At 61.9% G+C, this 19,402-nt stretch carries 22 protein-coding genes and 1 tRNA gene; 11 read left to right on the top strand and 12 right to left on the bottom strand.

Annotation, left to right across the window (positions count from 1 at the left end):
* The coding region (gene glyA / locus Q0K23_RS11075; RefSeq protein ID WP_294522093.1) for a serine hydroxymethyltransferase at positions 1-749 on the bottom strand (749 nt) is incomplete at its 3' end.
* A 209-nt stretch (positions 750-958) separates the two neighbouring features.
* On the opposite strand from glyA, the gene nth reads away from it, so the two are divergent.
* On the top strand, positions 959-1,600 hold the full coding sequence (nth, locus tag Q0K23_RS11080) for an endonuclease III (RefSeq protein ID WP_294522095.1): 642 nt from the start codon (positions 959-961) through the stop codon (positions 1,598-1,600).
* A 53-nt stretch (positions 1,601-1,653) separates the two neighbouring features.
* Here the strand turns inward: nth and sigE are convergent, their stop codons facing one another.
* Positions 1,654-2,376: an RNA polymerase sporulation sigma factor SigE gene (gene sigE / locus Q0K23_RS11085; protein WP_294522097.1), complete on the bottom strand. Its 723-nt coding sequence runs from the start codon at positions 2,374-2,376 to the stop codon at positions 1,654-1,656.
* 26 nt (positions 2,377-2,402) lie between these two features.
* A complete protein-coding gene (locus Q0K23_RS11090) occupies positions 2,403-3,260 on the bottom strand; it encodes a sigma-E processing peptidase SpoIIGA (RefSeq protein WP_294522100.1) in 858 nt (285 codons plus the stop codon).
* 217 nt (positions 3,261-3,477) lie between these two features.
* Here Q0K23_RS11090 and Q0K23_RS11095 point away from each other — a divergent pair, with 217 nt between their 5' ends.
* Positions 3,478-3,660, top strand: coding sequence for a DUF6774 domain-containing protein (locus Q0K23_RS11095; RefSeq protein ID WP_294522103.1), 183 nt, complete (start codon positions 3,478-3,480; stop codon positions 3,658-3,660).
* A 61-nt stretch (positions 3,661-3,721) separates the two neighbouring features.
* On the opposite strand, the gene Q0K23_RS11100 is transcribed toward Q0K23_RS11095, so the two are convergent.
* The 6 genes from Q0K23_RS11100 to Q0K23_RS11125 all read right to left on the bottom strand — a co-directional run bounded on the left by Q0K23_RS11100 (position 3,722) and on the right by Q0K23_RS11125 (position 9,111).
* On the bottom strand, positions 3,722-4,723 hold the full coding sequence (locus tag Q0K23_RS11100; protein ID WP_294522106.1) for an NAD(P)H-dependent glycerol-3-phosphate dehydrogenase: 1,002 nt from the start codon (positions 4,721-4,723) through the stop codon (positions 3,722-3,724).
* Between the two features lie 72 nt (positions 4,724-4,795).
* Complete coding sequence (locus Q0K23_RS11105; protein ID WP_294522108.1) at positions 4,796-5,464, bottom strand: glycerol-3-phosphate acyltransferase; 669 nt, start codon at positions 5,462-5,464, stop codon at positions 4,796-4,798.
* Positions 5,465-5,468: 4 nt separating this feature from the next.
* Positions 5,469-6,794 carry a ribosome biogenesis GTPase Der gene (der, locus tag Q0K23_RS11110; RefSeq protein WP_294522111.1) on the bottom strand — a complete coding sequence of 442 codons (1,326 nt, stop codon included), beginning with the start codon at positions 6,792-6,794 and terminating at the stop codon, positions 5,469-5,471.
* Between the two features lie 63 nt (positions 6,795-6,857).
* Positions 6,858-8,243 (bottom strand): DUF512 domain-containing protein, encoded by a 1,386-nt coding sequence (locus Q0K23_RS11115; RefSeq protein ID WP_294522114.1) that lies wholly within the window; start codon positions 8,241-8,243, stop codon positions 6,858-6,860.
* A 127-nt stretch (positions 8,244-8,370) separates the two neighbouring features.
* Positions 8,371-8,565, bottom strand: a complete 195-nt coding sequence (gene rpmF / locus Q0K23_RS11120; protein WP_040646773.1) for a 50S ribosomal protein L32 — start codon at positions 8,563-8,565, stop codon at positions 8,371-8,373.
* A gap of 42 nt (positions 8,566-8,607) precedes the next feature.
* A complete protein-coding gene (locus Q0K23_RS11125) occupies positions 8,608-9,111 on the bottom strand; it encodes a DUF177 domain-containing protein (RefSeq protein ID WP_277216173.1) in 504 nt (167 codons plus the stop codon).
* Between the two features lie 198 nt (positions 9,112-9,309).
* On the opposite strand from Q0K23_RS11125, the gene Q0K23_RS11130 reads away from it, so the two are divergent.
* The 8 genes from Q0K23_RS11130 to Q0K23_RS11165 all read left to right on the top strand — a co-directional run bounded on the left by Q0K23_RS11130 (position 9,310) and on the right by Q0K23_RS11165 (position 16,281).
* The gene (locus Q0K23_RS11130) at positions 9,310-10,275 is read left to right on the top strand and encodes an RluA family pseudouridine synthase (protein ID WP_294522126.1); all 966 of its coding nucleotides are present in this window, start codon (positions 9,310-9,312) and stop codon (positions 10,273-10,275) included.
* A gap of 266 nt (positions 10,276-10,541) precedes the next feature.
* Positions 10,542-11,669 carry an ABC transporter ATP-binding protein gene (locus tag Q0K23_RS11135; protein WP_294522128.1) on the top strand — a complete coding sequence of 376 codons (1,128 nt, stop codon included), beginning with the start codon at positions 10,542-10,544 and terminating at the stop codon, positions 11,667-11,669.
* Entirely contained in the window at positions 11,659-12,471 is an 813-nt protein-coding gene (locus Q0K23_RS11140; RefSeq protein ID WP_294522130.1) for an ABC transporter permease, read from the top strand. The genes Q0K23_RS11135 and Q0K23_RS11140 overlap by 11 nt, the downstream gene beginning before the upstream one ends.
* Complete coding sequence (locus Q0K23_RS11145) at positions 12,468-13,424, top strand: ABC transporter permease (protein ID WP_294522133.1); 957 nt, start codon at positions 12,468-12,470, stop codon at positions 13,422-13,424. Before Q0K23_RS11140 ends, Q0K23_RS11145 begins: the two co-directional genes overlap by 4 nt.
* Positions 13,425-13,460: 36 nt before the next feature.
* Complete coding sequence (locus Q0K23_RS11150; RefSeq protein ID WP_294522136.1) at positions 13,461-14,552, top strand: PotD/PotF family extracellular solute-binding protein; 1,092 nt, start codon at positions 13,461-13,463, stop codon at positions 14,550-14,552.
* Positions 14,553-14,722: 170 nt separating this feature from the next.
* Positions 14,723-15,127, top strand: a complete 405-nt coding sequence (locus Q0K23_RS11155) for a thioesterase family protein (RefSeq protein ID WP_294522139.1) — start codon at positions 14,723-14,725, stop codon at positions 15,125-15,127.
* Complete coding sequence (locus Q0K23_RS11160) at positions 15,117-15,599, top strand: YbaK/EbsC family protein (protein ID WP_294522143.1); 483 nt, start codon at positions 15,117-15,119, stop codon at positions 15,597-15,599. The genes Q0K23_RS11155 and Q0K23_RS11160 overlap by 11 nt, the downstream gene beginning before the upstream one ends.
* 115 nt (positions 15,600-15,714) lie before the next feature.
* Positions 15,715-16,281 (top strand): HdeD family acid-resistance protein, encoded by a 567-nt coding sequence (locus Q0K23_RS11165; RefSeq protein WP_294522146.1) that lies wholly within the window; start codon positions 15,715-15,717, stop codon positions 16,279-16,281.
* Between the two features lie 52 nt (positions 16,282-16,333).
* Here Q0K23_RS11165 and rsmA read toward each other — a convergent pair whose 3' ends face one another.
* Genes rsmA through Q0K23_RS11180 form a run of 3 tightly spaced genes read right to left on the bottom strand, consistent with a single transcriptional unit; the run spans position 16,334 to position 18,957 of the window.
* A complete protein-coding gene (rsmA, locus tag Q0K23_RS11170; RefSeq protein WP_294522149.1) occupies positions 16,334-17,203 on the bottom strand; it encodes a 16S rRNA (adenine(1518)-N(6)/adenine(1519)-N(6))-dimethyltransferase RsmA in 870 nt (289 codons plus the stop codon).
* Between the two features lie 58 nt (positions 17,204-17,261).
* On the bottom strand, positions 17,262-17,900 hold the full coding sequence (locus Q0K23_RS11175; protein ID WP_294522152.1) for a site-2 protease family protein: 639 nt from the start codon (positions 17,898-17,900) through the stop codon (positions 17,262-17,264).
* 7 nt (positions 17,901-17,907) lie between these two features.
* Positions 17,908-18,957 carry a M23 family metallopeptidase gene (locus Q0K23_RS11180; RefSeq protein ID WP_294522155.1) on the bottom strand — a complete coding sequence of 350 codons (1,050 nt, stop codon included), beginning with the start codon at positions 18,955-18,957 and terminating at the stop codon, positions 17,908-17,910.
* Between the two features lie 208 nt (positions 18,958-19,165).
* On the opposite strand from Q0K23_RS11180, the gene Q0K23_RS11185 reads away from it, so the two are divergent.
* Positions 19,166-19,242: transfer RNA gene (locus Q0K23_RS11185), tRNA-Pro, on the top strand.
* Positions 19,243-19,402: the final 160 nt, after the last annotated feature.

A 19,402-nucleotide genomic window follows, 5' to 3' on the forward strand; every position in this document is an offset into this window, starting at 1 on the left:
ATCTTCTTGGCCAGCTCCTCCTTGCAGAGGATCATGCCGCCCCGGGGGCCCCGGAGGGTCTTGTGGGTGGTGGTGGTCACCACGTCGGCGTAGGGCACCGGGGAGGGGTGGAGCCCGGCGGCCACCAGGCCGGCGATGTGGGCCATGTCCACAAACAGGTAGGCCCCCACCTCGTGGGCGATGTCGGCAAAGGTCTTGAAGTCGATGGTGCGGGGGTAGGCGGAGGCGCCGGCCAGGATCATGCGGGGCCTGTGCTGTTTGGCCAGATCCCGCACCTGGTCGTAGTCGATGTATCCCTGGTCGTTGACGCCGTAGGCCACGATGTTGTAGTTCTTGCCGGAGAAGTTCACCGGGGAGCCGTGGGTCAGGTGGCCGCCGTTGGCCAGATCCATGCCCAGCACCGTGTCCCCGTGGTCACACAGGGCGGCGTACACCGCATAGTTGGCGTTGGCGCCGCTGTGGGGCTGGACGTTGGCGTGCTCCGCCCCGAAGAGCGCGCAGGCCCGCTGCCGGGCGATGTCCTCCACCACGTCCACGCACTGGCAGCCGCCGTAGTACCGCTTGCCGGGGTAGCCCTCGGCGTACTTGTTGGTGAGCACCGTGGCCGCGGCAGCCAGCACCGCCTCGCTCACAAAGTTCTCGGAGGCGATGAGCTCGATGTTTCTCCGCTGGCGGTCGTACTCAGACCGGACGGCAGCCCCAACTTCCGGGTCTTGCGCGGCCAGAAATTCCATGATATCCTTTACCATGACGATCTCCCCCTGTTTTTTCGTTGAATCGGGATGCACCTCTCCTGCCCACAGGCGGTACAGAGGGCGGCCAGACGCCGTCCGCGGCACCCCGCAGGGGACATCTGTCCAAATCCCATATGGGATATTATACCGAATCGATGCTGTAATTACAATCTTCTTTTTCTGGCGTACAAATCAAGCCAAAATGTCTTTGAGGTGATAAAGCGATGAAGTCTGAACAGGATGTCCTGGCCATTGTGGAGGAGCTGAAAAAGCTCTACCCTGAGGCCATCTGCTCCCTGGATTACCAGAAGCCCCACGAGCTTCTCTTTGCCACCCGGCTGGCCGCCCAGTGCACCGATGAGCGGGTCAACAAGGTCACCCCCGGGCTCTACGGCCGTTTCCCCACCCTGGAGGCCCTGGCCAACGCCGACATCAGCGAGGTGGAGGAGCTGATCCACTCCACCGGCTTCTTCCGGGCCAAGGCCCGGGACATTGTGGCCTCCTCCCGGATGCTGCTGGACGAGTATGGCGGCGTGGTGCCCGACACCATGGAGGATCTGCTCCGCCTGCCCGGCGTGGGCCGCAAGACCGCCAACCTGATCCTGGGCGATGTGTACCACAAGCCCGGCGTGGTGGTGGCGGACACCCACTGCATCCGCCTATCCGGCCGCCTGGGTCTGACCGACGGCACCAAGGACCCGGCCAAGGTAGAGGCTCAGCTGCGGAAAATCCTCCCACCGGAGGAGTCCAACGACTTCTGCCACCGGCTGGTGCTCCACGGCCGGGCGGTCTGCATGGCCCGTGGGCCTGAGTGCGCCAACTGCACCCTGCGCCCCTGGTGCGACTTTTACTCCGGCTCCTGCTAAGCGCGCTTACAACACAGCCCGGGTCCCTGCGGTAAACGCAGGGACCCGGGCTATTACAGCATCTTCAGGATCTCCTTCTTCAGCCGGGAGATGATCCGCTTCTCCAGCCTTGAGATATAGGACTGGGAGATGCCCAGCAGGTCGGCCACCTCCTTCTGGGTGCGCTCCGGCCTGCCGTCCAGACCGAAGCGCATGGTGATGATCTGCTTCTCCCGGCCGTCCAGCTTCTCCATGGCCTCCAATAACAGCTGGCGGTCCACGTCGTCCTCAATGGGCTTCATCACCACGTCGTTCTCCGTGCCCAGGATGTCGGAGAGCAGCAGCTCGTTGCCGTCCCAGTCGGTGTTCAGCGGCTCGTCAAAGGACACCTCGCTTCTCAGGCCGGATGTTTTGCGCAGGTGCATCAGAATCTCATTCTCAATGCACCGGGAGGCGTAGGTGGCCAGCTTGATGTTCTTGGCAGGCTTGTAGGTGTTGATGGCCTTGATGAGTCCGATGGTGCCGATGGAGATCAGATCCTCAATGCCCACGCCGGTGTTCTCGAACCGGCGGGCGATGTACACCACCAGGCGCAGGTTCCGCTCAATGAGTTGGGACTTGACCGTCTCCTCTCCCCTGTCCAGCCGTGCGATCAGCTCCGCCTCCTCCCCCTTGGAGAGGGGCGGCGGCAGGGTATCGCTTCCGCCGATGTACATGATCTTTCCCGGCAGCTTTATCCCAAGCCGGGCCAGGATGCGCTGGACCCGGACATACCAGCGCAGCTTCCATCCTCGCATACTCCATCCTCCCTCTCTGTTTCCCGTCAGGCCCCGATCAGGGCGCTGTATCCCCCGCCGTCCGACAGCCGGTTGGGTGACAGCGCCACCAGAATGCCCCCGTAGTCCTCTGTCCCCACCTGGACCCGGTCCATCCGGACCGCCAGCAGCATGCCGCACGCCACCCCCACCGCCTGGTAGGGCAGCAGACGGCAGCGGCTCCGCAGCGGACCGTCCGCCATATGCTCCAGAGCCGACACCGGATCGGCCAGGGCCGCCGGGTCGGGAACTGCATCCGCTGGAAAGAGGCCGGACAGCTTCTCTCCCTCCGCCACCATGACGGGCCGGTTGGTGGCCGGATCGGTGAGGGTGTTGCCCGTATCCACCAGGGCGGTCAGCACGGCTTTTTTCTCCCCCAGCGTCACCACCGCGGGCCGCAGCTCCCGCCGGGCTGCGCTGTGCCCCCCGGTCCGGCGCAGCACCAGGCTGATGACCACGTAGCACCCGGCTGCTGAAAGAAGGATCAGTTTTAAATCCATGGCGGAGTAGAAGATGCCGTTTTTCAGGCTCAGTCCCCTGCCCCCCAGCAGCTCAATGGCGAAAATTCCGCCGCCGAAGGCCGCCGCCACCGCGAAGAAAATCAACCCCGTCCGCAGCAGCCGCCTGCTGCTTCCAAAGGCACACAGCAGCATGAGCACCGCAGCTCCAAGCTTGCACAGCGGGTGAAGCAGGAACCCCATACCGGGCAGAAAGACCGCAGCGGCATATCCCCCGCCCAGAGCTGCTCCGGCGGCCAGAGCCGGACGGCGGATGACCGCGCCGGACAGCCGGGCAGCGGCCAGCAGCAGCAGGTAGTTGACCACAAAGTTGAGGAGAAACAGGGAGTCTATGTATACGACCGTCATGTCCTCCCCCCTCCGCCATTGCTCAGCAGACCTTATTATACCGGTCCGGCCCTTCAAAAAAGGTCAAATCCGGGACGGGCCGGAAAAGAATGCCGACAAGCATTTTTCCTTGTCAGCAAAAAGCCGGGTATCCGCGGCTGTTCGCAGATACCCGGCTGTGTTCCGGTCCCCTTTTTCTCGCTGCGGCGTAGAATGATACATGAGAGGAGGCGCCGCCTTGTCAAAGCAACAGGGGTCTTCCGGCGAGCTGCTGCCTGTTCTGGCCTCTTTGGTGTCCGTCCAGCTGTCCCGGGCCCTGCCTGACCAGGATCTGGCGCTGACCGCCGCATTTTTTACCGCCCTCGGCGACAATCTGGCCCTGATCGCCACGGGCCGCAGCCAGCCGGAGCAATCGCAATAGACAGGAAAGCGGCGTGGCCGGAGTATCGGCCACGCCGCTTTTTCTGCAAGGCGGAAAAGCTTTACACCCAGCTCTCCTCGATCTCATGCTTCTTGGCCCTGGTCATCAGCTCGGTGATGACCACCCTGGGGTCTTTCCCGTGGTAGAGCACCTGATAGGCGGCCTCGGTGATGGGCATCTCCACGCCGGTCTTGTCCGCCAGGGCCTTGGCCGTGGCGGCAGCGTAGTAGCCCTCCACCACAGCGCCGATCTCCTTCACCGCCTCGGGCACCGGAGTGCCCTTGCCGATGAGGATGCCGCAGCGGCGGTTGCGGGAGTGCATGGAGGTGCAGGTGACGATCAGGTCGCCCACGCCGGCCAGACCGGCAAAGGTCTCCTTCCGGCCGCCCAGCGCCTCGCCCAGCCGGGCGATCTCGGACAGGCCCCGGGTCATCAGGGCCGCCTTGGTGTTGTCGCCGAAGCCCATGCCGTCGCACACGCCGGCGGAGAGGGCGATGACGTTCTTCAGCGCCGCAGCCAGCTCCACGCCCACCACGTCGTCGGAGGCGTATACCCGGAAGCGGGGGTTCATGAACAGGTCCTGGACCAGCTCGGCCGCCGCCTGGTCGCGGGAGGCCGCCACCACGGTGGTGGGCACGTGCCGCCCCACCTCCTCCGCGTGGGAGGGGCCGGACAGAGCTACGATCTTGAAGTCCTCCCCCACCTCGGACTCGATGACCTGGGTCAGGGTCAGAGAGGTGTCCTTCTCGATGCCCTTGGACACAGAGATCAGGATGGTCCCGTGGGTAAGCAGGCCGGCCAGCTTCCGGGCCGTCTCGCGGACGGCAAAGGAGGGCGTGGCCAGTACCACCGCGCCGCAGCCCGCCACGCAGGCCATATCGGCGGTGAACTTCAGCTCCGCAGGCAGGGGGACCCCCTTGAGCATGGGGTTCTCCCCCGTCTCCTGCAGCACCTTGGACTCAGCAGGATTGTAGGACCAGAGGGTGACGTCGTGGCCGTTCTCCAGCAGGACCATAGCCAGGGCCGTACCCCAGCCGCCAGAACCAAGAACCGCAATTTTCATGTCAATGACCTCCTTGATGGGCGTCCCGCCGCTCCCATGGGGCGGGCGCTTTCAGGCGTATTGTTTCCGCCGTCAGGATTTTTTATGGTGGAAGCTGAACTTGGACTCCTCGCCCTTGAGAATGCGCTTGATATTCCCCCGGTGCTTCCAGAGGATCAGGCCGCCGCAGACGATGGCCAGCACCAGGATGATCAGGTCCTGATAGACAAACCAGCTCACAAAGGGAAAGGACAGGCCCGCCCAGCAGGAGCCCAGGGACACCCACTTGGTGATGATGGCCAGCACCAGGAAGCCGCCCCACACCACCAGCGCCACCCGCCAGTCCATCATGATGGCGATGGTGCCGCCGGAGAGGATGCCCTTGCCGCCCTTGAACTGGAACATGCAGGGGAACATGTGGCCCAGCAGGCAGAAGGTGCCTGCCCAGTATTTGCCCAGGGCGATGATCAGCGCGTCGTCGGCCACAAAATACTTGGCGGCCAGGATGCCAACCCACACGGCCACAATGGCCTTCAGCACATCGGTGAGGATGACCACCAGGGTCAGCGGTCCGCCGAAGGTGCGGTAGAAGTTGGTCAGGCCTGCATTTCCGCTGCCGTGCTTGCGGACGTCATCCCGCAGGATATACTTGGAGACGATGGCCGCGCCGTTGAAACAGCCGCAGAAATAGGCGATCACCGCAACCACCAGGGCCGGGAGCACAAAACCGGGGCCCATCTCCGTGAGAAGCTCCACACTCATCTCGTCAGTCCTCCTTATCGCCCTTCTGCCGCACAGTCAGCACCACGGGGGTGCCCTCCAGGCCGAAGGTATTCCGAATCTGGTTCTCGATATAGCGCTGATAGGAGAAATGGAACAGCTGAGCGTCGTTGCAGAAGACCACAAAGTGGGGCGGCTTGATGCCCACCTGGGTCATGTAGTAGATCTTCAGCCGGCGGCCCTTGTCCGTGGGCGGCTGGACCCGGGCGGTGGCGTCGGCCAGGACGGTGTTCAGCATGCCGGTGGTGATGCGCATGGCGGCCTGGTCGTTGACATAGTTGATGAGCTCAAAGAGCCGCTCCACCCGCTGGCCGGTCTTGGCCGAGATAAACAGGATGGGCGCGTAGGTCATGTAGGCCAGATCCCGGCGGACATCCTGCCGCATCTTGTCCATGGTCTTGTCGTCCTTCTCGATGGCGTCCCACTTGTTGACCACGATGATGCAGGCCTTGCCCGCCTCGTGGGCCAGGCCGGCCACCTTGGTATCCTGCTCGGTAACGCCCTCCTGGGCGTCGATCATGATCAGGCACACGTCGCACCGCTCAATGGCCATGGTGGCCCGGAGCACCGAGAACTTCTCGATCCGGTCATCCACCTTGGACTTTTTCCGCATGCCTGCCGTGTCGATGAGGATATACTTGCCCTTGTCGTTCTCATAATAGCTGTCGATTGCGTCACGGGTGGTGCCCGCCATGTTGGAGACGATCACCCGCTCCTCCCCCAGAATCCGGTTGATGAGGGAGGACTTGCCCACGTTGGGCTTGCCGATAACAGCCACCTTGATCACGTCGTCCTGCTCCTCCACCTGGTCCTCCGGGGGGAAGTACTGGAAGCAGGCGTCCAGCAGGTCGCCGGTGCCGTGGCCGTGGACGGCGGAGACCGCGATGGGGTCGCCCAGGCCCAGATTGTAGAACTCATAGATGTCCGGGTTGGTCATACCCACCTGGTCCATCTTATTGACCGCCAGCACCACAGGCTTGCCGGACCGGAGCAGCATGTTGGCCACCTCCTGGTCCGAGGCGGTGAGACCGCTCTTGATGTCGCAGACAAAGACGGTCACGTCGGCGTTGCGGATGGCGATCTCCGCCTGCTCCCGCATGAAGCTGAGGATCTCGCTGTCGGTGTTGGGCTCAATACCGCCGGTGTCCACAATGTCGAACTTCCGGTTCCGCCACTCGCACTCGGCATAGATCCGGTCTCTGGTGACGCCCGGGGTGTCCTCCACAATGGACAGCCGCTGACCTACCAGTCGGTTGAAGAGCATGGACTTGCCCACGTTGGGCCGGCCCACAATTGCTACCAGGGGCTTCATCAAATATCACACCTCTCTCAGGGAGAACAACTGTAAAGTCATCTTCCCTGTCAATCAATCGGTTTATCTTCCGGCGCCGGGGTTATAGCAGTAAAACTCCTCGCCGCCGCCCAGCGGAGGGCCGGGCTGGGGTTCGGGGCTGTCCAGCCCCAGCATGGCGTCCAGCAGAACGCCGCCGTCCTGCTCCACCGGGACGATGGGCACGCCCAGAGTCTCTTCGGCCTGGGCCACCGTCACGTCGTCCAGGAACACCTGCTCGCCGGAGCGGAGCATGTTGGCCGGGATGAGCAGCCGCTCTCCCAGGTCCTTTCCCTTCAGCTGGTCCATCAGGTCCCGGCCGGTGACCAGTCCGGCCACGTTGATGGTCTCGCCGAAGAAGCGGTTCACCACCGGGTAGACTACGCCCCGCACACCGGGACAGCGGGCCTGGAGCTTCTCCAGCAGGGCGGCGATGTGGGGCGCAGCAGACACGCCGGTGGCAACGGAAAAGGGCGGCGGAGTCTCATCCCCCTCCAGAGCAAACATGGCGCCCTGGAACTCCACTTCCAGCAGGCGGAGCATGCCCACGCCGTTCTCCAGCTGGGTGTACTCCTCATAGTACTCGTCCTCGGGCAGCGGTCTGCCCGCCTTCAGGTAAAACTCATCGGAGCACCAGACCAGGGACGTGCCCAGCTTGTCCATGCACCGCTTGGCAAAGGCCTCCACCTGGTCCAGCACCGCACCGGCGGTCTCCGCCGTGTAGCCGTCCAGATGGCACAGGCCCTCCCGAAATTTGGTCAGGCCCACAGGCACCACCGAGACGCTGTTCACCTGGGGATAGAGCCCGGCCAGGTCGGCGAGGGTGCGCTCCAGGGCCGGGCCGTCGTTGACGCCGGGACAGGAGACAATCTGGCAGTTCATGGTGATGCCCGCCTGGGCAAACCGCTTCATCTGTTCCAGGCACTTCCCCGCGTTCCGGTTTTTCAGCATCTCGGTACGCAGGGCCGGGTCGGTGGCGTGGACCGAGACGTTGATGGGCGAGATGTGCAGATCCATGATCCGCTGCTGCTCCCGCTCCGACAGGTTGGTCAGGGTAATGTAGTTGCCCATCAGGAAGGAGAGCCGGGCGTCGTCGTCCTTAAAATAGAGGGTCTCCCGCATCCCCGGCGGCATCTGGTCCACAAAGCAGAAAATGCAGTTGTTGGCGCAGGATCGGGCCCTGTCCATCAGGTAGGTCTCAAAGTTGAGGCCCAGGTCCTCCCCCTCCTCTTTGCGCACCCGCACAGTGCGAGTATTGCCGCCTGCCTCGGTGAGGGTGAGCTCCAGGCGGGCGTCATAGGTATAGTATTTGTAGTCCATCACATCCACAATGGGATGGCCGTTGACCTTGGTGAGGGTCTCCCCGGGATGGATGCCCGCGTCCCAGGCCGGGCTGCCCGCGTCCACGGAGCGAATTACGGTAAGGCTCATGGTCGTTGCTCTCTTCCTGTGTGTATTCCGCCTCCAACGGTTCGGAGACATACTGTTCTTATTTTACCCGATTTCCACGCAAAAAGAAAGAGGGGTTTCCCCCTCTTCTTTTTCTTGCTGTTCGGTTTTACTTCGCAGCCTCGGCCTGAGCCTTGCCCATCTCATGACCATTGTAGGTCAGGCAGGACTTGCACATCCGGTGAGGCAGACGAAACGCGCCGCACTTGGGGCAGGTCGTGGTATTGGGGGTCTCCAGCTTCCAAACGGAGCTGCGACGCTTATTCCGACGCTGCTTGGATACTTTACTCTTAGGAACCGCCATGGTGACACCTCCTTAGGCTATGCCCGGGCGGGCATGAATTACTTACTCAGGCTGGTCCAGTAACTGAGCCAGCTTGGCCAGACGCGGGTCAACCTCGGGCTTGCACCCGCAGGGGCCGTTGTTGAGGTTCGCGCCGCATTTGGCGCAAAGGCCTTTGCAATCCTCTGAGCAGAGATGCTTGGTATCCATGGCGAGAATGAATGCCGTCCGCGCAATCTCGCCCACATCCACCTCGTCCCCGTCCAGCAGGACGATGTCATCCTCATTCTCCTCGTCCGCCAGCTCAGTGGCCAGAAGAGCTTCCAGAGGAATCCGGGTCTCGCGGGAAAAGGGCTTCAGGCAGCGGTCGCACCGCAGTTCCAGAACCGTGTCCGCCTCTCCCTCCAGAAGAAGGGCGCCGGCCATGTTCCGGACGGTACCGCTGACATGAATGGGATGTGCCGCGGGCCGCTCCCCGTTCCACTCCAGATCGGACAGGTCCATCTGGAAGTCGAACGGAATGCTTGCGCCGGGCGCCGGGATAATCTTACGCAGATTTAAACGCATGGTACACCTCGCACAATGACACAGATGGTATTATAATAAAAACCTCGGCTATTGTCAAATACTTTCTTCAAATTTTTCTTAAAATGTGATAGAATAACCCGAGCAGCTGTAAAGGCGATCTGATTCCCCCGTTTTTCGCCCTTTACAGATAGAAAATTAGGCCGTGTTTTCGGCCGGCCTCACCGGAGAAGATGATTTATGAAGGAATTTACCATAAAAAAGAACGACGCGGGGCAGCGGCTGGACCGCTGGCTGGGCAAGACCCTTCCCCTCCTCCCCGCGCCCCTGTCCCAGAAGTACATCCGACTCAAGCGGGTCAAGGTCAACGGCAAGGGCTCCGCCCGGGACTACCGCCTCCAGGAGGGGGACCTGCTCCAATTATACATCAACGACGAGTTTTTTGATACCCCCACTTTGGAGAATGCCTTTCTCTCTGTGTTCAAGCCCCGGCTGAACATCGTATACGAGGATGAGAACTTGCTGCTGGTGGACAAGCAGCCCGGCATCGTGGTCCACCCCGACGAGACGGAGCGGGTCAACACCCTCATCACCCACATCCAGGCCTACCTCTACCAGAAGAAGGAGTGGAGTCCCTACAAGGAGAACTCCTTTGCACCCGCCCTGTGCAACCGGATCGACCGCAACACCGGCGGCATCGTCATCGCGGCCAAGAACGCCGAGACCCTGCGGATCATGAACCAGAAGATCAAGGATCGGGAGATCGACAAATTCTATCTGGCAGTGATCCTGGGTAAGATGACCCCGCCGGAGGGCAGGCTGGAGGGCTTTCTGGTGAAGGACGAGGTCAAGAAGCAGGTGACGGTGTACCATCACCCTGTGCCCGACGGCAGGACCGCCCTCACTGTGTACAAGACCCTGAAGGTGGGCAACGGACTTTCCCTGGTGGAGTGCGAGCTGCTCACCGGCCGTACCCACCAGATCCGCGCCCAGTTCGCTGACGCCGGGCACCCTCTGCTGGGCGACGGCAAGTACGGCCGGGAGCGGGACAACCGCCGCTTCGGCCGCACCAATGGCCAGGCCCTCTACTCCTATAAGCTCACCTTCTCCTTCCCCACCGACGCGGGAATCCTCAACAACCTGAGGGGCAGGACCTTCACTGTGGAGCACGTGGATTTTGTGGACGAGTACTTCCCCGGACTGTGAGCACTGATTTCCTCTTTTTCCTGATTATACTGCTTTTCCGCGCGTCTGGCGGGATTAAGCGGGGTTCTTCTCCGCTTTTTTCCCTCAGACGCGCTTTCTTTCCATTTTCCATGGAAAAATCCCGTAAAATTTTGCGGTTTTTTATTGACTTTCCCATGGGGAAAATATATGATTATCACGTCTGTAGGGACGTGCCCGATTCAACCATGTGGGGTGCGTCTTTTTTCCTGTCTGCTGTAATTTTAGAGAGAAATGGGGGAGGATACATGGCCAAAGAGTTGATTCGTCTGTCAGACTGCGTCATGAAGTATGACGACGATATTATCCTGGACCACCTTAACCTTTATATCAACGACAAGGAATTCCTCACGCTGCTGGGGCCCTCGGGCTGCGGCAAGACCACTACCCTGCGGATCATCGGCGGGTTCCAGAAGCCCACCTCGGGGGACGTGTTCTTCGACGGCGTGCGGATCAACGACGTTCCGCCTCACAAGCGGAAGGTCAATACGGTCTTTCAGAAGTACGCCCTGTTCACCCACATGAACATCTTTGAGAACGTGGCCTTCGGCCTGCGCATTGCCAAGGTGCCCGAGCCGGAGATCCGCACCCGGGTGGAGGAGGCCCTGGCCCTGGTGAACCTGGCCGGATACGGCAAGCGGTCGGTCAACTCCCTGTCCGGCGGCCAGCAGCAGCGGGTGGCCATCGCCCGCGCCATCGTCAACCGACCCCAGGTGCTGCTGCTGGACGAGCCCCTGGGCGCCCTGGACCTGAAGCTGCGCAAGGACATGCAGATCGAGCTCAAGCGGATCCAGCAGCAGGTGGGCATCACCTTTATCTACGTGACCCACGACCAGGAAGAGGCCCTCACCATGTCGGACACGGTTGTGGTCATGGACAAGGGCAACATCCAGCAGATCGGCACCCCTGAGGACATCTACAACGAGCCCAAGAACGCCTTTGTGGCCGACTTTATCGGCGAGAGCAACATCATCGACGGCATCATGCACGAGGACAAGGTTGTGGGCATGTACGGCAAGAAGTTCCCCTGCCTGGACAGCGGCTTCGCCCCCAATGAACCGGTGGACGTGGTCATCCGGCCGGAGGACATCGACATCGTCCCCGTGGAGCAGGGCCAGCTCACCGGCACCGTCACCGAGGTCACCTTCAAGGGCATGCACTACGACATCATCGTGGACTTCCGGGGCTTCAAGTGGCTGATCCAGACCACCGACTTCTCCCCTGTCGGCTCCCGCATCGGCGTGAAGATCGACCCCGATGGCTTCCATGTTATGAAGAAAAGCCGGTACTCCGGCATGTTCGGCGATTACAGCTCCTACAGCGAGGAGTACGACGAGCTCAACGAGGACACTCCGGAGGGCGGCGATGAAGAGTAAGGGTATCGCCATCCCCTATGTGGTCTGGATGGCCATTTTTGTGGTGGCCCCCCTGGTTGTTGTAGTGGTATACGCCTTCACCAACCGGGACTGGAGCGCCACCCTGGACCACTTCACCACTCTGGGACAGTATGCCGGCGTGTTCGGCCGGTCCTTCCTGCTGGCCTTTGTGGCCACCATCGTGTGCATTCTCATCGGGTACCCCCTGGCCTACTTCCTGGCCCGGGAGCGGGGCCGGCTGCGGGGCATGGCCATGCTGCTCATCATGCTGCCCATGTGGATGAACTTCCTCCTGCGGACCTACTCCTGGGTGTTCCTGCTGGAGCGCAACGGCTTCTTCAACAACCTGCTCTCCGCCATCGGCCTGCCCAGGCTGGACATCATCAACACCTCCGGCGCGGTAGTGCTGGGCATGGTGTACAACTTCCTGCCCTTCATGGTGCTGCCCATCTTCTCGGTCATCGAGAAGATCGACCCCAGGGTCATCGAGGCCGCTCAGGACCTGGGCGCCGACAGCCTGACCGTGTTCCGCCGGATCACCTTCCCCCTGTCCCTGCCCGGCGTGCTCTCCGGCATCACCATGGTGTTCATTCCCTCGGTGTCCACCTTTGTTATCTCCCGGCTGCTGGGCGGTGGCAAGACCCTGCTGCTGGGCGACCTGATCGAGATGCAGTTCCTGGGTTCGGCCTACAATCCCCATCTGGGCAGCGCCATCTCCCTGGTAATGATGGTGATCGTGCTGATTTGCATGGGTGTCATGAACCGCTTCGGCGAAGGTGAAGGGGAGGCGGTGCTGCTGTGAAAAAGAATGGCCCCCTCTCCCGCCTCTTTATCCTGCTGGTCTTTCTCTTCCTGTACGCCCCCATCTTCGTGCTCATCGTGTTCTCCTTCAACGACTCCAAGAGCAACGCAGTGTGGGGCGGCTTCACCCTGGACTGGTACGTCCAGCTCTTCCAGAACGACACGGTGCTCAGCGCCCTGCGGACTACCCTGCTGGTCTCCTTCCTGGCCACCCTCATCGCCACCGTGGTGGGCACCGCCGCGGCCATCGGCTTCTACAACATGAAGCGGCGGCCCCGGGGCATCTTCCTGGGCATCAACAACATCCCCCTGACCAACGCCGACATTATCACCGGCGTGTCCATGATGCTGCTCTTTGTCTTCGCGGGCCAGGCCCTGGCCTCCCTGTCCGGCTGGCTCAACAATCTGGACTGGGTCATCAACGCCAACCTGTGGTTCGACCTGGGCTTCAACCTGGGCTTCGGCACCCTGCTCATCGCCCACATCACCTTTGACATTCCCTACGTCATCCTGTCGGTGATGCCCAAGCTTCGGCAGCTGGACCCCAACATCGCCGAGGCCGCCCAGGACCTGGGCGCCACCAGCCTGTACGCCTTCCGCAAGGTGGTGCTGCCCGAGATGATGCCCGGCGTGGTCAACGGCGCCCTCATCGCCTTCACCATGAGCATCGACGACTTTGTCATCAGCTACTTCACCGCCGGCAGCCAGGAGTCCACCCTGTCCATGGTGGTGTACTCCATGGTGCGCCGCCGGGTGAGCCCGGAGATCAACGCCCTGTCCACCCTGATGTTCGTGGCGGTGCTGGTGCTGCTCATTGTCATCAACCTGCGCCAGGTCCGCCAGGACGCCAAGGAGGCCAGGCGGCGGAAGGTGCTGGGCGCTCCGCCCGCGGCCCCCGAGAGCATCATGGATATTACAGCGGAAAACGTGGGCCGCGAGCCCGGAGAGCGCTGAACCCCCGCGCCGCGTGAAAGGAGATTGGGAACCAAAGTGAAAAAACTGCTTGTCATGGCCCTGGTTCTGTCCCTCACCGCCGGGCTGCTCACCGGATGCGTCCGCAGCCGGGACGATGTAGGCGGCGACACCGGCTCCAACGTGGTCAACGTATATAACTGGGGCGAGTATATCGACGAGTCCGTACTGGACGACTTTGAGGCCGCCACCGGCATTAAGGTCAACTACCAGATGTACGACAGCAACGAAACCATGTACTCCAAGATCGCCGGCGGCGGGGCCAACTACGATGTGGTCATCCCCTCCGACTACATGATCGCCCGGCTGATCTCCGAGGACCTGCTGGCCCCCCTTGACTTCGACAACATCCCCAACTTTGCCGACATCGACCCGGCGCTGAAGAATCCCGCCTATGACCCGGAGAACCTCTACTCCGTCCCCTACATGTGGGGCCTGATGGGGGTCATCTACAACACCAAGGCCGTGGACGAGGAGGACCTGGGCAGCTGGGACCTGCTGTGGAACGAGAAGTACGCGGGCGACATCCTCATGATCGACAACTCCCGGGACGCCATCGGCATCGCTCTCAAGCGTCTGGGCTACTCCTACAACACCACCGACGAGTCCCAGATCCGTGAGGCTGTGGACCTGCTGGTGGACCAGTGGCCCATTGTCCAGGCCTACGTGATGGACGATATCTTTCAGAAGCTGGAGGGCGCCAACGCCTACGTAGGCACCTACTACTACGGCGACTACCTCACCATGTACGAGAACAACCCGGACCTGGGCTTCTATATTCCCGAGGAGGGCACCAACATCTACGTGGACGCCATGTGTATTCTGAAGGACGCCCCCAACAAGGCCAACGCCGAGGCTTTCATCAACTATATGTGCTCCACCCAGGCCGGACTGAAGAACTGCGAGGCCATCTGGTACTCCTCTCCCCTGCTCTCCGTCCGCGAGGCGCTGGACCCGGAGATCGCCGACGACCCCTACGCTTACCCTGACGCCGACATCATGGCCAAGTGCGAGAGCTACGCCGGCCTGCCTCAGAACATCCTGGACCTGTACGACAGCGAGTGGATCCGGCTCAAAACCACCACCGGCAGCTTCTGGGGTCTCTTTTAAGCAGATATTCGTCCCTGCCGGGAATGGAAAATGGCCGCCTTCGGGCGGCCATTTTCCGTTTTCATCTGCCGCTTGCGCGGCCGTCCATACCGGTGTAAAATACTGTCTGTTGGCGCGGCTTTCTGCCGGCACAGCGAGAGCCGCAGTTTTTCCGAGAGGATGAAGTTTCCATGTCAATTGAAATCGGTATGACAGGCCGGGCGGAGACCGTTGTCACTGACCGGAACACCGCGCTGGCGGTGGGCAGCGGGGCTCTCCCCGTGTTCGCCACTCCCATGATGGCCGCCCTGATGGAGGCCGCCGCCATGGATGCGGTGGCCACCGGCCTGGAGGAGGGCCAGGGCACCGTGGGCACCCGTCTGGACATCACCCACGACGCCGCCACACCTGTGGGCATGAAGGTACGGGCAGAGGCCAGGGTCACCGCCGTTGACGGCAGGCGTATTTCCTTTACAGTTTCCGCGTGGGACGAGGCCGGCCCCATCGGCAGCGGTACCCACCAGCGCTGCATCATCTCCAACGAAAAGTTCCTGGCCCGGACCAATCAGAAAAAGGAGGCGCCCCATGTCAATTGAAGCAGTACGCACCTACTTCCGCGCCCTGGGCCGGGAGCAGGATATTCTGGAATTTCCCGTCTCCAGCGCCACGGTGGAGCTGGCCGCCCAGGCGGTGGGCGTGATCCCCGCCCGCATCGCCAAGACCCTGTCCTTCTCTGTCGAGGGCGGCTGCGTCCTCATCGTCTGCGCCGGGGACGCCAAGATCGACAACACCAAGTTCAAGGCCATGTTCCACTGTAAAGCCAAAATGCTGACAGCTGATGAGGTGTTGGCGTTCACCGGCCACGCGGTGGGCGGCGTGTGTCCCTTCGGCATCGACAATCCCGCCGTCACCACCTATCTGGACGTATCCCTCCGCCGCTTCGACACGGTCTACCCCGCCGCCGGCTCCTCCAACTCCGCCATCCAACTCACCTGTGACGAGCTGTCGGAGTATGCCCACAGCGCCGGCTGGATCGACGTGTGCAAGAACTGGCAGCCGGAGGCGTAACGGCGCTCCCACACACGCCCACTGTTTTGTCCCGTGACATTTTCCCACAGACGGGATATACTAGTGCCAAGATACAGAAAGGCAGGGATCTCTCATGCGGGAATACCTGAAAAACATGAAAATCAGCTACTTCCTGGCCGCTATCCTCTATATTGTCCTGGGTCTGGTTCTCCTGATCTGGCCTGACATCACCGGCAGCCTGGTGTGCTTCGCGTTCGGCCTGGTCCTCCTGGTCTACGGTGTCATCACCATCATCAGCTTCTTCGTCCACGACAGCCGCCAGGGCTCCTTCCGTCTGGAGCTGTTCCTTGGTATTGTGGCCGCCGGCGTGGGCCTGGTCTTCCTCATCCGGCCCGACATCGTGCTCTCCATCCTCCCCGTGGTGCTGGGCATCTATATCGTCATCGACGCCCTGCTCAACCTGAAGCGGGCCATTGACCTGAACCGGATGAACTATTCCCACTGGTGGGTGGTGCTGATCCTCTCCCTGGTGTCCGCCGCCTTCGGCGTGCTCATCCTCTGCCGTCCCCTGTTCCTGGCGGACGTCATCTTCATGGTCATCGGCGCCGTGCTGATCTACACCGGCATCTCCGACCTGTGGGGCCTGTTCAAGCTGGGCCGGGTCGCCAAGGAGCTGCGCAAACTCCACCCCATCGAGGTGGACCCCATCGACATCGAGTAAACCCGATTTTCCGCAAAAAAATGGCTCCTCTCATGTGAGAGGAGCCATTTTTTTAATCTCTTCCCGCCATCCGCTGCGCCAGCCCGTCGGCCAACGCTGCAAACTCCGGGATCCCCAGCCGTTCGCCCCGCACGTCGGCGGGCAGGCCGCAGGCGGCGATGGCGTCCCGCAGCTCATCCTTGCTCAGCTGATTCCCGTAGGCGGAGGACAGGGCGTTGAGCAGGGTCTTGCGCCGCTGGGCAAAGGCCGCCCGCACCAGCCGGAAGAACTGCTTCTCGTCCTTCACCTCCTCCGGCGCGGGCCGGGGCACCAGCCGGATCACCGACGAGGTGACCTTGGGCGCGGGGATAAAGCAGTCGGGCGGCACGTCGAAGAGCAGCTCCGGCGCGGTGTGGTACTGGCAGTAGACCGAGAAAGCGCCGTAGTCCCCGCTGCCCGGCGCGGCACAGATCCGCAGGGCCACCTCCCGCTGGATCATCACCGTGATGGCCTGGAAACAACCCGCCTCAATGAGGGCGGTCAGCACCGGCGTAGTGATATTGTAGGGCAGATTGGCGCAGGCCAGAGGCTTCAGGCCGCCCATCTTCTCCGCCACAAGGGCGGCGATGTCCAGCTTCATGATGTCTCCCGGCACGATCTCCACGTTATCCCGCCCGGCCAGCGTCTCGGCCAACACCGGAAGCAGCGCCTTGTCCAGCTCCACTGAAACCACCCGTCCGGCCCGCTCCGCCAGCCGGACGGTCAGGGGTCCGATGCCCGGGCCGATCTCCAGTACGCCGCAGTCTTTATCGGCGCCGGAGGCCGCCGCGATGTCCCGGGGAACCCGGTCCTCGATCAGAAAGTTCTGCCCCATGCTCTTGGAAAAACGGAATCCATGCCGTCCCAGCAGGGCCTTGATGTCGTTTACATTACAGAGGTCCATGATTCATCCTCGCTTCTGTTTGCTTCTACAAGGATTATATCAGGCTCTCCCCTGTTTGTCACCGTTTTCTTCCCGTCCTGTCCCGCCTTCTTGCCGTGCGCAGGCCGCCCCGGCTCCGGCTGTTGGCATACACCAGCCAGAGGGCGGTGAGCAGCATAGTGAAATTGGCCTGATTCCGCCAGAACAGCAGACCGCCCAGCGCCAGGATCCCCACCCCAGTAATCCAGGACAGCGCGGCCGCCAATCCGTCCGCGGCTGCTTCGGGCAAAAAAATTCCGGCCAGGCTGCGCACCGCCCGGCCGCCGTCCAGTTGGGACATGGGCAGCAGGTTGAAGCCCGCCAGGCCCAGATTCAGCCCCGCAAAGACCCACAGCGCCTCTCCCCCGCCCCGCTCCGCCCATCGGGCAGCCGCCAGGGCCGCCGCCGTGTTGGCCACAGGCCCGGATACCGCCGCCAGGAACTGAGCCGTATGCCCCAGCGGTCGGGTCCCGGAGAGGACCAGCTCCGCGCCGGTGACCGACAGCCTGAGTCCGGCGATCTTCCCACCCAGGACCCAGATGGCCGCACAGTGGGCCAGCTCATGGAGCAGGCAGGCTATCCCGGCCAGCAGCAGCGTCCCGTCCTCGTCCAGATACCAGAGCAGCGCTGCCAGCAGCAGAAAGCCGCCCGATACCTCAGCTCTCCCCCACCTCAGCATGCCCGCCTCACGCGCTGGGGATATAGTAGAGGGGGTTGAGCAGGATTCCCTCCTTCTTCAGTTCAAAGTGTAGGTGGGGCCCGGTGGCGTTCCCCGTGGCACCAGACAGGGCGATCACGTCGCCCACCGACACCGTCTGCCCCTGCTGCACCAGCAGTTCACTGCAGTGGGCATAAAAAGAGGTGACGCCGTTTCCGTGGTCGATCTGGGTGTACAGGCCGTAGACCGGGCTGTCTCCGATATAGTCCACCACGCCGTCCGCAAAAGCTTTGATGCTGGTACCGGTGTTGACCGCCAGGTCCACACCGTTGTGGAACTTCTCCTCCTCGTCCACCGGGTGCTCCCGCCAGCCGTAGGGCGAGGACACCCACCAGCCCTCCGCTCCATCCACAGGCGAGATGGTTGCAGCCAGACCCAGGTTATACTGGTCCATTGTGGCGTTGGCAGGCAGCGCCGGGCCATCGTAGTCCACGTGGATGACGTCCGGTACCGGCGTGGGCTGCACCGCGTCCTCTGCCGCGTCAGGCTGGGGCTGGACGGTATCCTCCGCAGGCGTTGGGCTGGCCACTGGCTGCTCCTCCGCAGGTGCTTCTTCCGCCGGAGGAGCAGCTGTGTCCAACTCCAGATCCAACATACCCTGGACCGTCACGCCGCCCTGGAGTTTGGCCACTGTCTCCGTGTAGAGCGGCAGCGGCTCCCAGCCGCTGTCCGGTAGCTCCACCTGTTCCCCGCCAAATACGTCGATCCACAGCGCCCCCAGGGTATCCAGTACCGGCTCTCCCTCCGAGATGGACTGCCCCAGGCTGGCAAATGCCGCCCGGAAGTCCGTGTCGCCCTGGATCACCTGGACGATTTTCTCCCGGGCCGCCAGCATCTGCTCTGGGAACACACCCTTGCCCACAAACACCACCAGGAACAGTGCAATGCACACGCCCAGCTGGACCAGCCTCCGGCACTCTCTGGGCGCCAGCGCCACCTTTTTCCCGCTCCGCCGTTCTGCCGGCCTACCCTGCCGCCGCTCCCGCCGCTTTTCCCACTGACGATATGCGCTCTCCATGCCCTGTGTCCTCCCCTTCTCTGGCGTACCGCAACCGCTGCCCGTCCATTTTCCTGTGTATTATCCCTATTCGCTTTCCGCCTGTCTTATGCGGAAAATATCTCCCTGGCAGCGGAAAAATTGCCTTGACATTTGGCGGCAAAATCACTATAATAAATTGCAGTCTGTACAGGACATGTTCTTTGCAGTGCAGGCAGGAAGTTCATATCCGGGTGTGGCGAAGCTTGGTATCGCGCTTGGTTCGGGTCCAAGAGGCCGTGGGTTCGAATCCCGCCACTCGGACCAAAAAAGGTGGTGCAATTCTGTCAAGAATTGCACCACCTTTTTTATTTTACATTACCAGAATCTCACTTTGAGGGCAGGTTATAGGATAAGGTAGAATAAGTTTCGCAAAAAGAAAAAGAGACATGGTTTGCAGATCTCTGGTAGAATGAAGTCGCGACAC

Origin of the sequence: uncultured Pseudoflavonifractor sp. (genome assembly GCF_944387275.1) — a bacterium.
Taxonomy (GTDB): domain Bacteria; phylum Bacillota; class Clostridia; order Oscillospirales; family Oscillospiraceae; genus Pseudoflavonifractor; species Pseudoflavonifractor intestinihominis.

Excerpts from the sequence above, each read along its gene's own strand:
- Q0K23_RS11125 (WP_277216173.1), bottom strand. The coding sequence starts at position 9,111 with ATGCGTTTAAATCTGCGTAAGATTATCCCGGCGCCCGGCGCAAGCATT.
- Q0K23_RS11140 (WP_294522130.1), top strand. The coding sequence starts at position 11,659 with ATGAAGAGTAAGGGTATCGCCATCCCCTATGTGGTCTGGATGGCCATT.
- sigE (WP_294522097.1), bottom strand. The coding sequence starts at position 2,376 with ATGCGAGGATGGAAGCTGCGCTGGTATGTCCGGGTCCAGCGCATCCTG.
- Q0K23_RS11180 (WP_294522155.1), bottom strand. The coding sequence starts at position 18,957 with ATGGAGAGCGCATATCGTCAGTGGGAAAAGCGGCGGGAGCGGCGGCAG.
- rpmF (WP_040646773.1), bottom strand. The coding sequence starts at position 8,565 with ATGGCGGTTCCTAAGAGTAAAGTATCCAAGCAGCGTCGGAATAAGCGT.
- Q0K23_RS11135 (WP_294522128.1), top strand. The coding sequence starts at position 10,542 with ATGGCCAAAGAGTTGATTCGTCTGTCAGACTGCGTCATGAAGTATGAC.
- Q0K23_RS11155 (WP_294522139.1), top strand. The coding sequence starts at position 14,723 with ATGTCAATTGAAATCGGTATGACAGGCCGGGCGGAGACCGTTGTCACT.
- Q0K23_RS11165 (WP_294522146.1), top strand. The coding sequence starts at position 15,715 with ATGAAAATCAGCTACTTCCTGGCCGCTATCCTCTATATTGTCCTGGGT.
- nth (WP_294522095.1), top strand. The coding sequence starts at position 959 with ATGAAGTCTGAACAGGATGTCCTGGCCATTGTGGAGGAGCTGAAAAAG.
- der (WP_294522111.1), bottom strand. The coding sequence starts at position 6,794 with ATGAAGCCCCTGGTAGCAATTGTGGGCCGGCCCAACGTGGGCAAGTCC.
- Q0K23_RS11100 (WP_294522106.1), bottom strand. The coding sequence starts at position 4,723 with ATGAAAATTGCGGTTCTTGGTTCTGGCGGCTGGGGTACGGCCCTGGCT.
- Q0K23_RS11090 (WP_294522100.1), bottom strand. The coding sequence starts at position 3,260 with ATGACGGTCGTATACATAGACTCCCTGTTTCTCCTCAACTTTGTGGTC.
- Q0K23_RS11105 (WP_294522108.1), bottom strand. The coding sequence starts at position 5,464 with ATGAGTGTGGAGCTTCTCACGGAGATGGGCCCCGGTTTTGTGCTCCCG.
- Q0K23_RS11160 (WP_294522143.1), top strand. The coding sequence starts at position 15,117 with ATGTCAATTGAAGCAGTACGCACCTACTTCCGCGCCCTGGGCCGGGAG.
- Q0K23_RS11115 (WP_294522114.1), bottom strand. The coding sequence starts at position 8,243 with ATGAGCCTTACCGTAATTCGCTCCGTGGACGCGGGCAGCCCGGCCTGG.
- rsmA (WP_294522149.1), bottom strand. The coding sequence starts at position 17,203 with ATGGACCTCTGTAATGTAAACGACATCAAGGCCCTGCTGGGACGGCAT.
- Q0K23_RS11175 (WP_294522152.1), bottom strand. The coding sequence starts at position 17,900 with ATGCTGAGGTGGGGGAGAGCTGAGGTATCGGGCGGCTTTCTGCTGCTG.
- Q0K23_RS11130 (WP_294522126.1), top strand. The coding sequence starts at position 9,310 with ATGAAGGAATTTACCATAAAAAAGAACGACGCGGGGCAGCGGCTGGAC.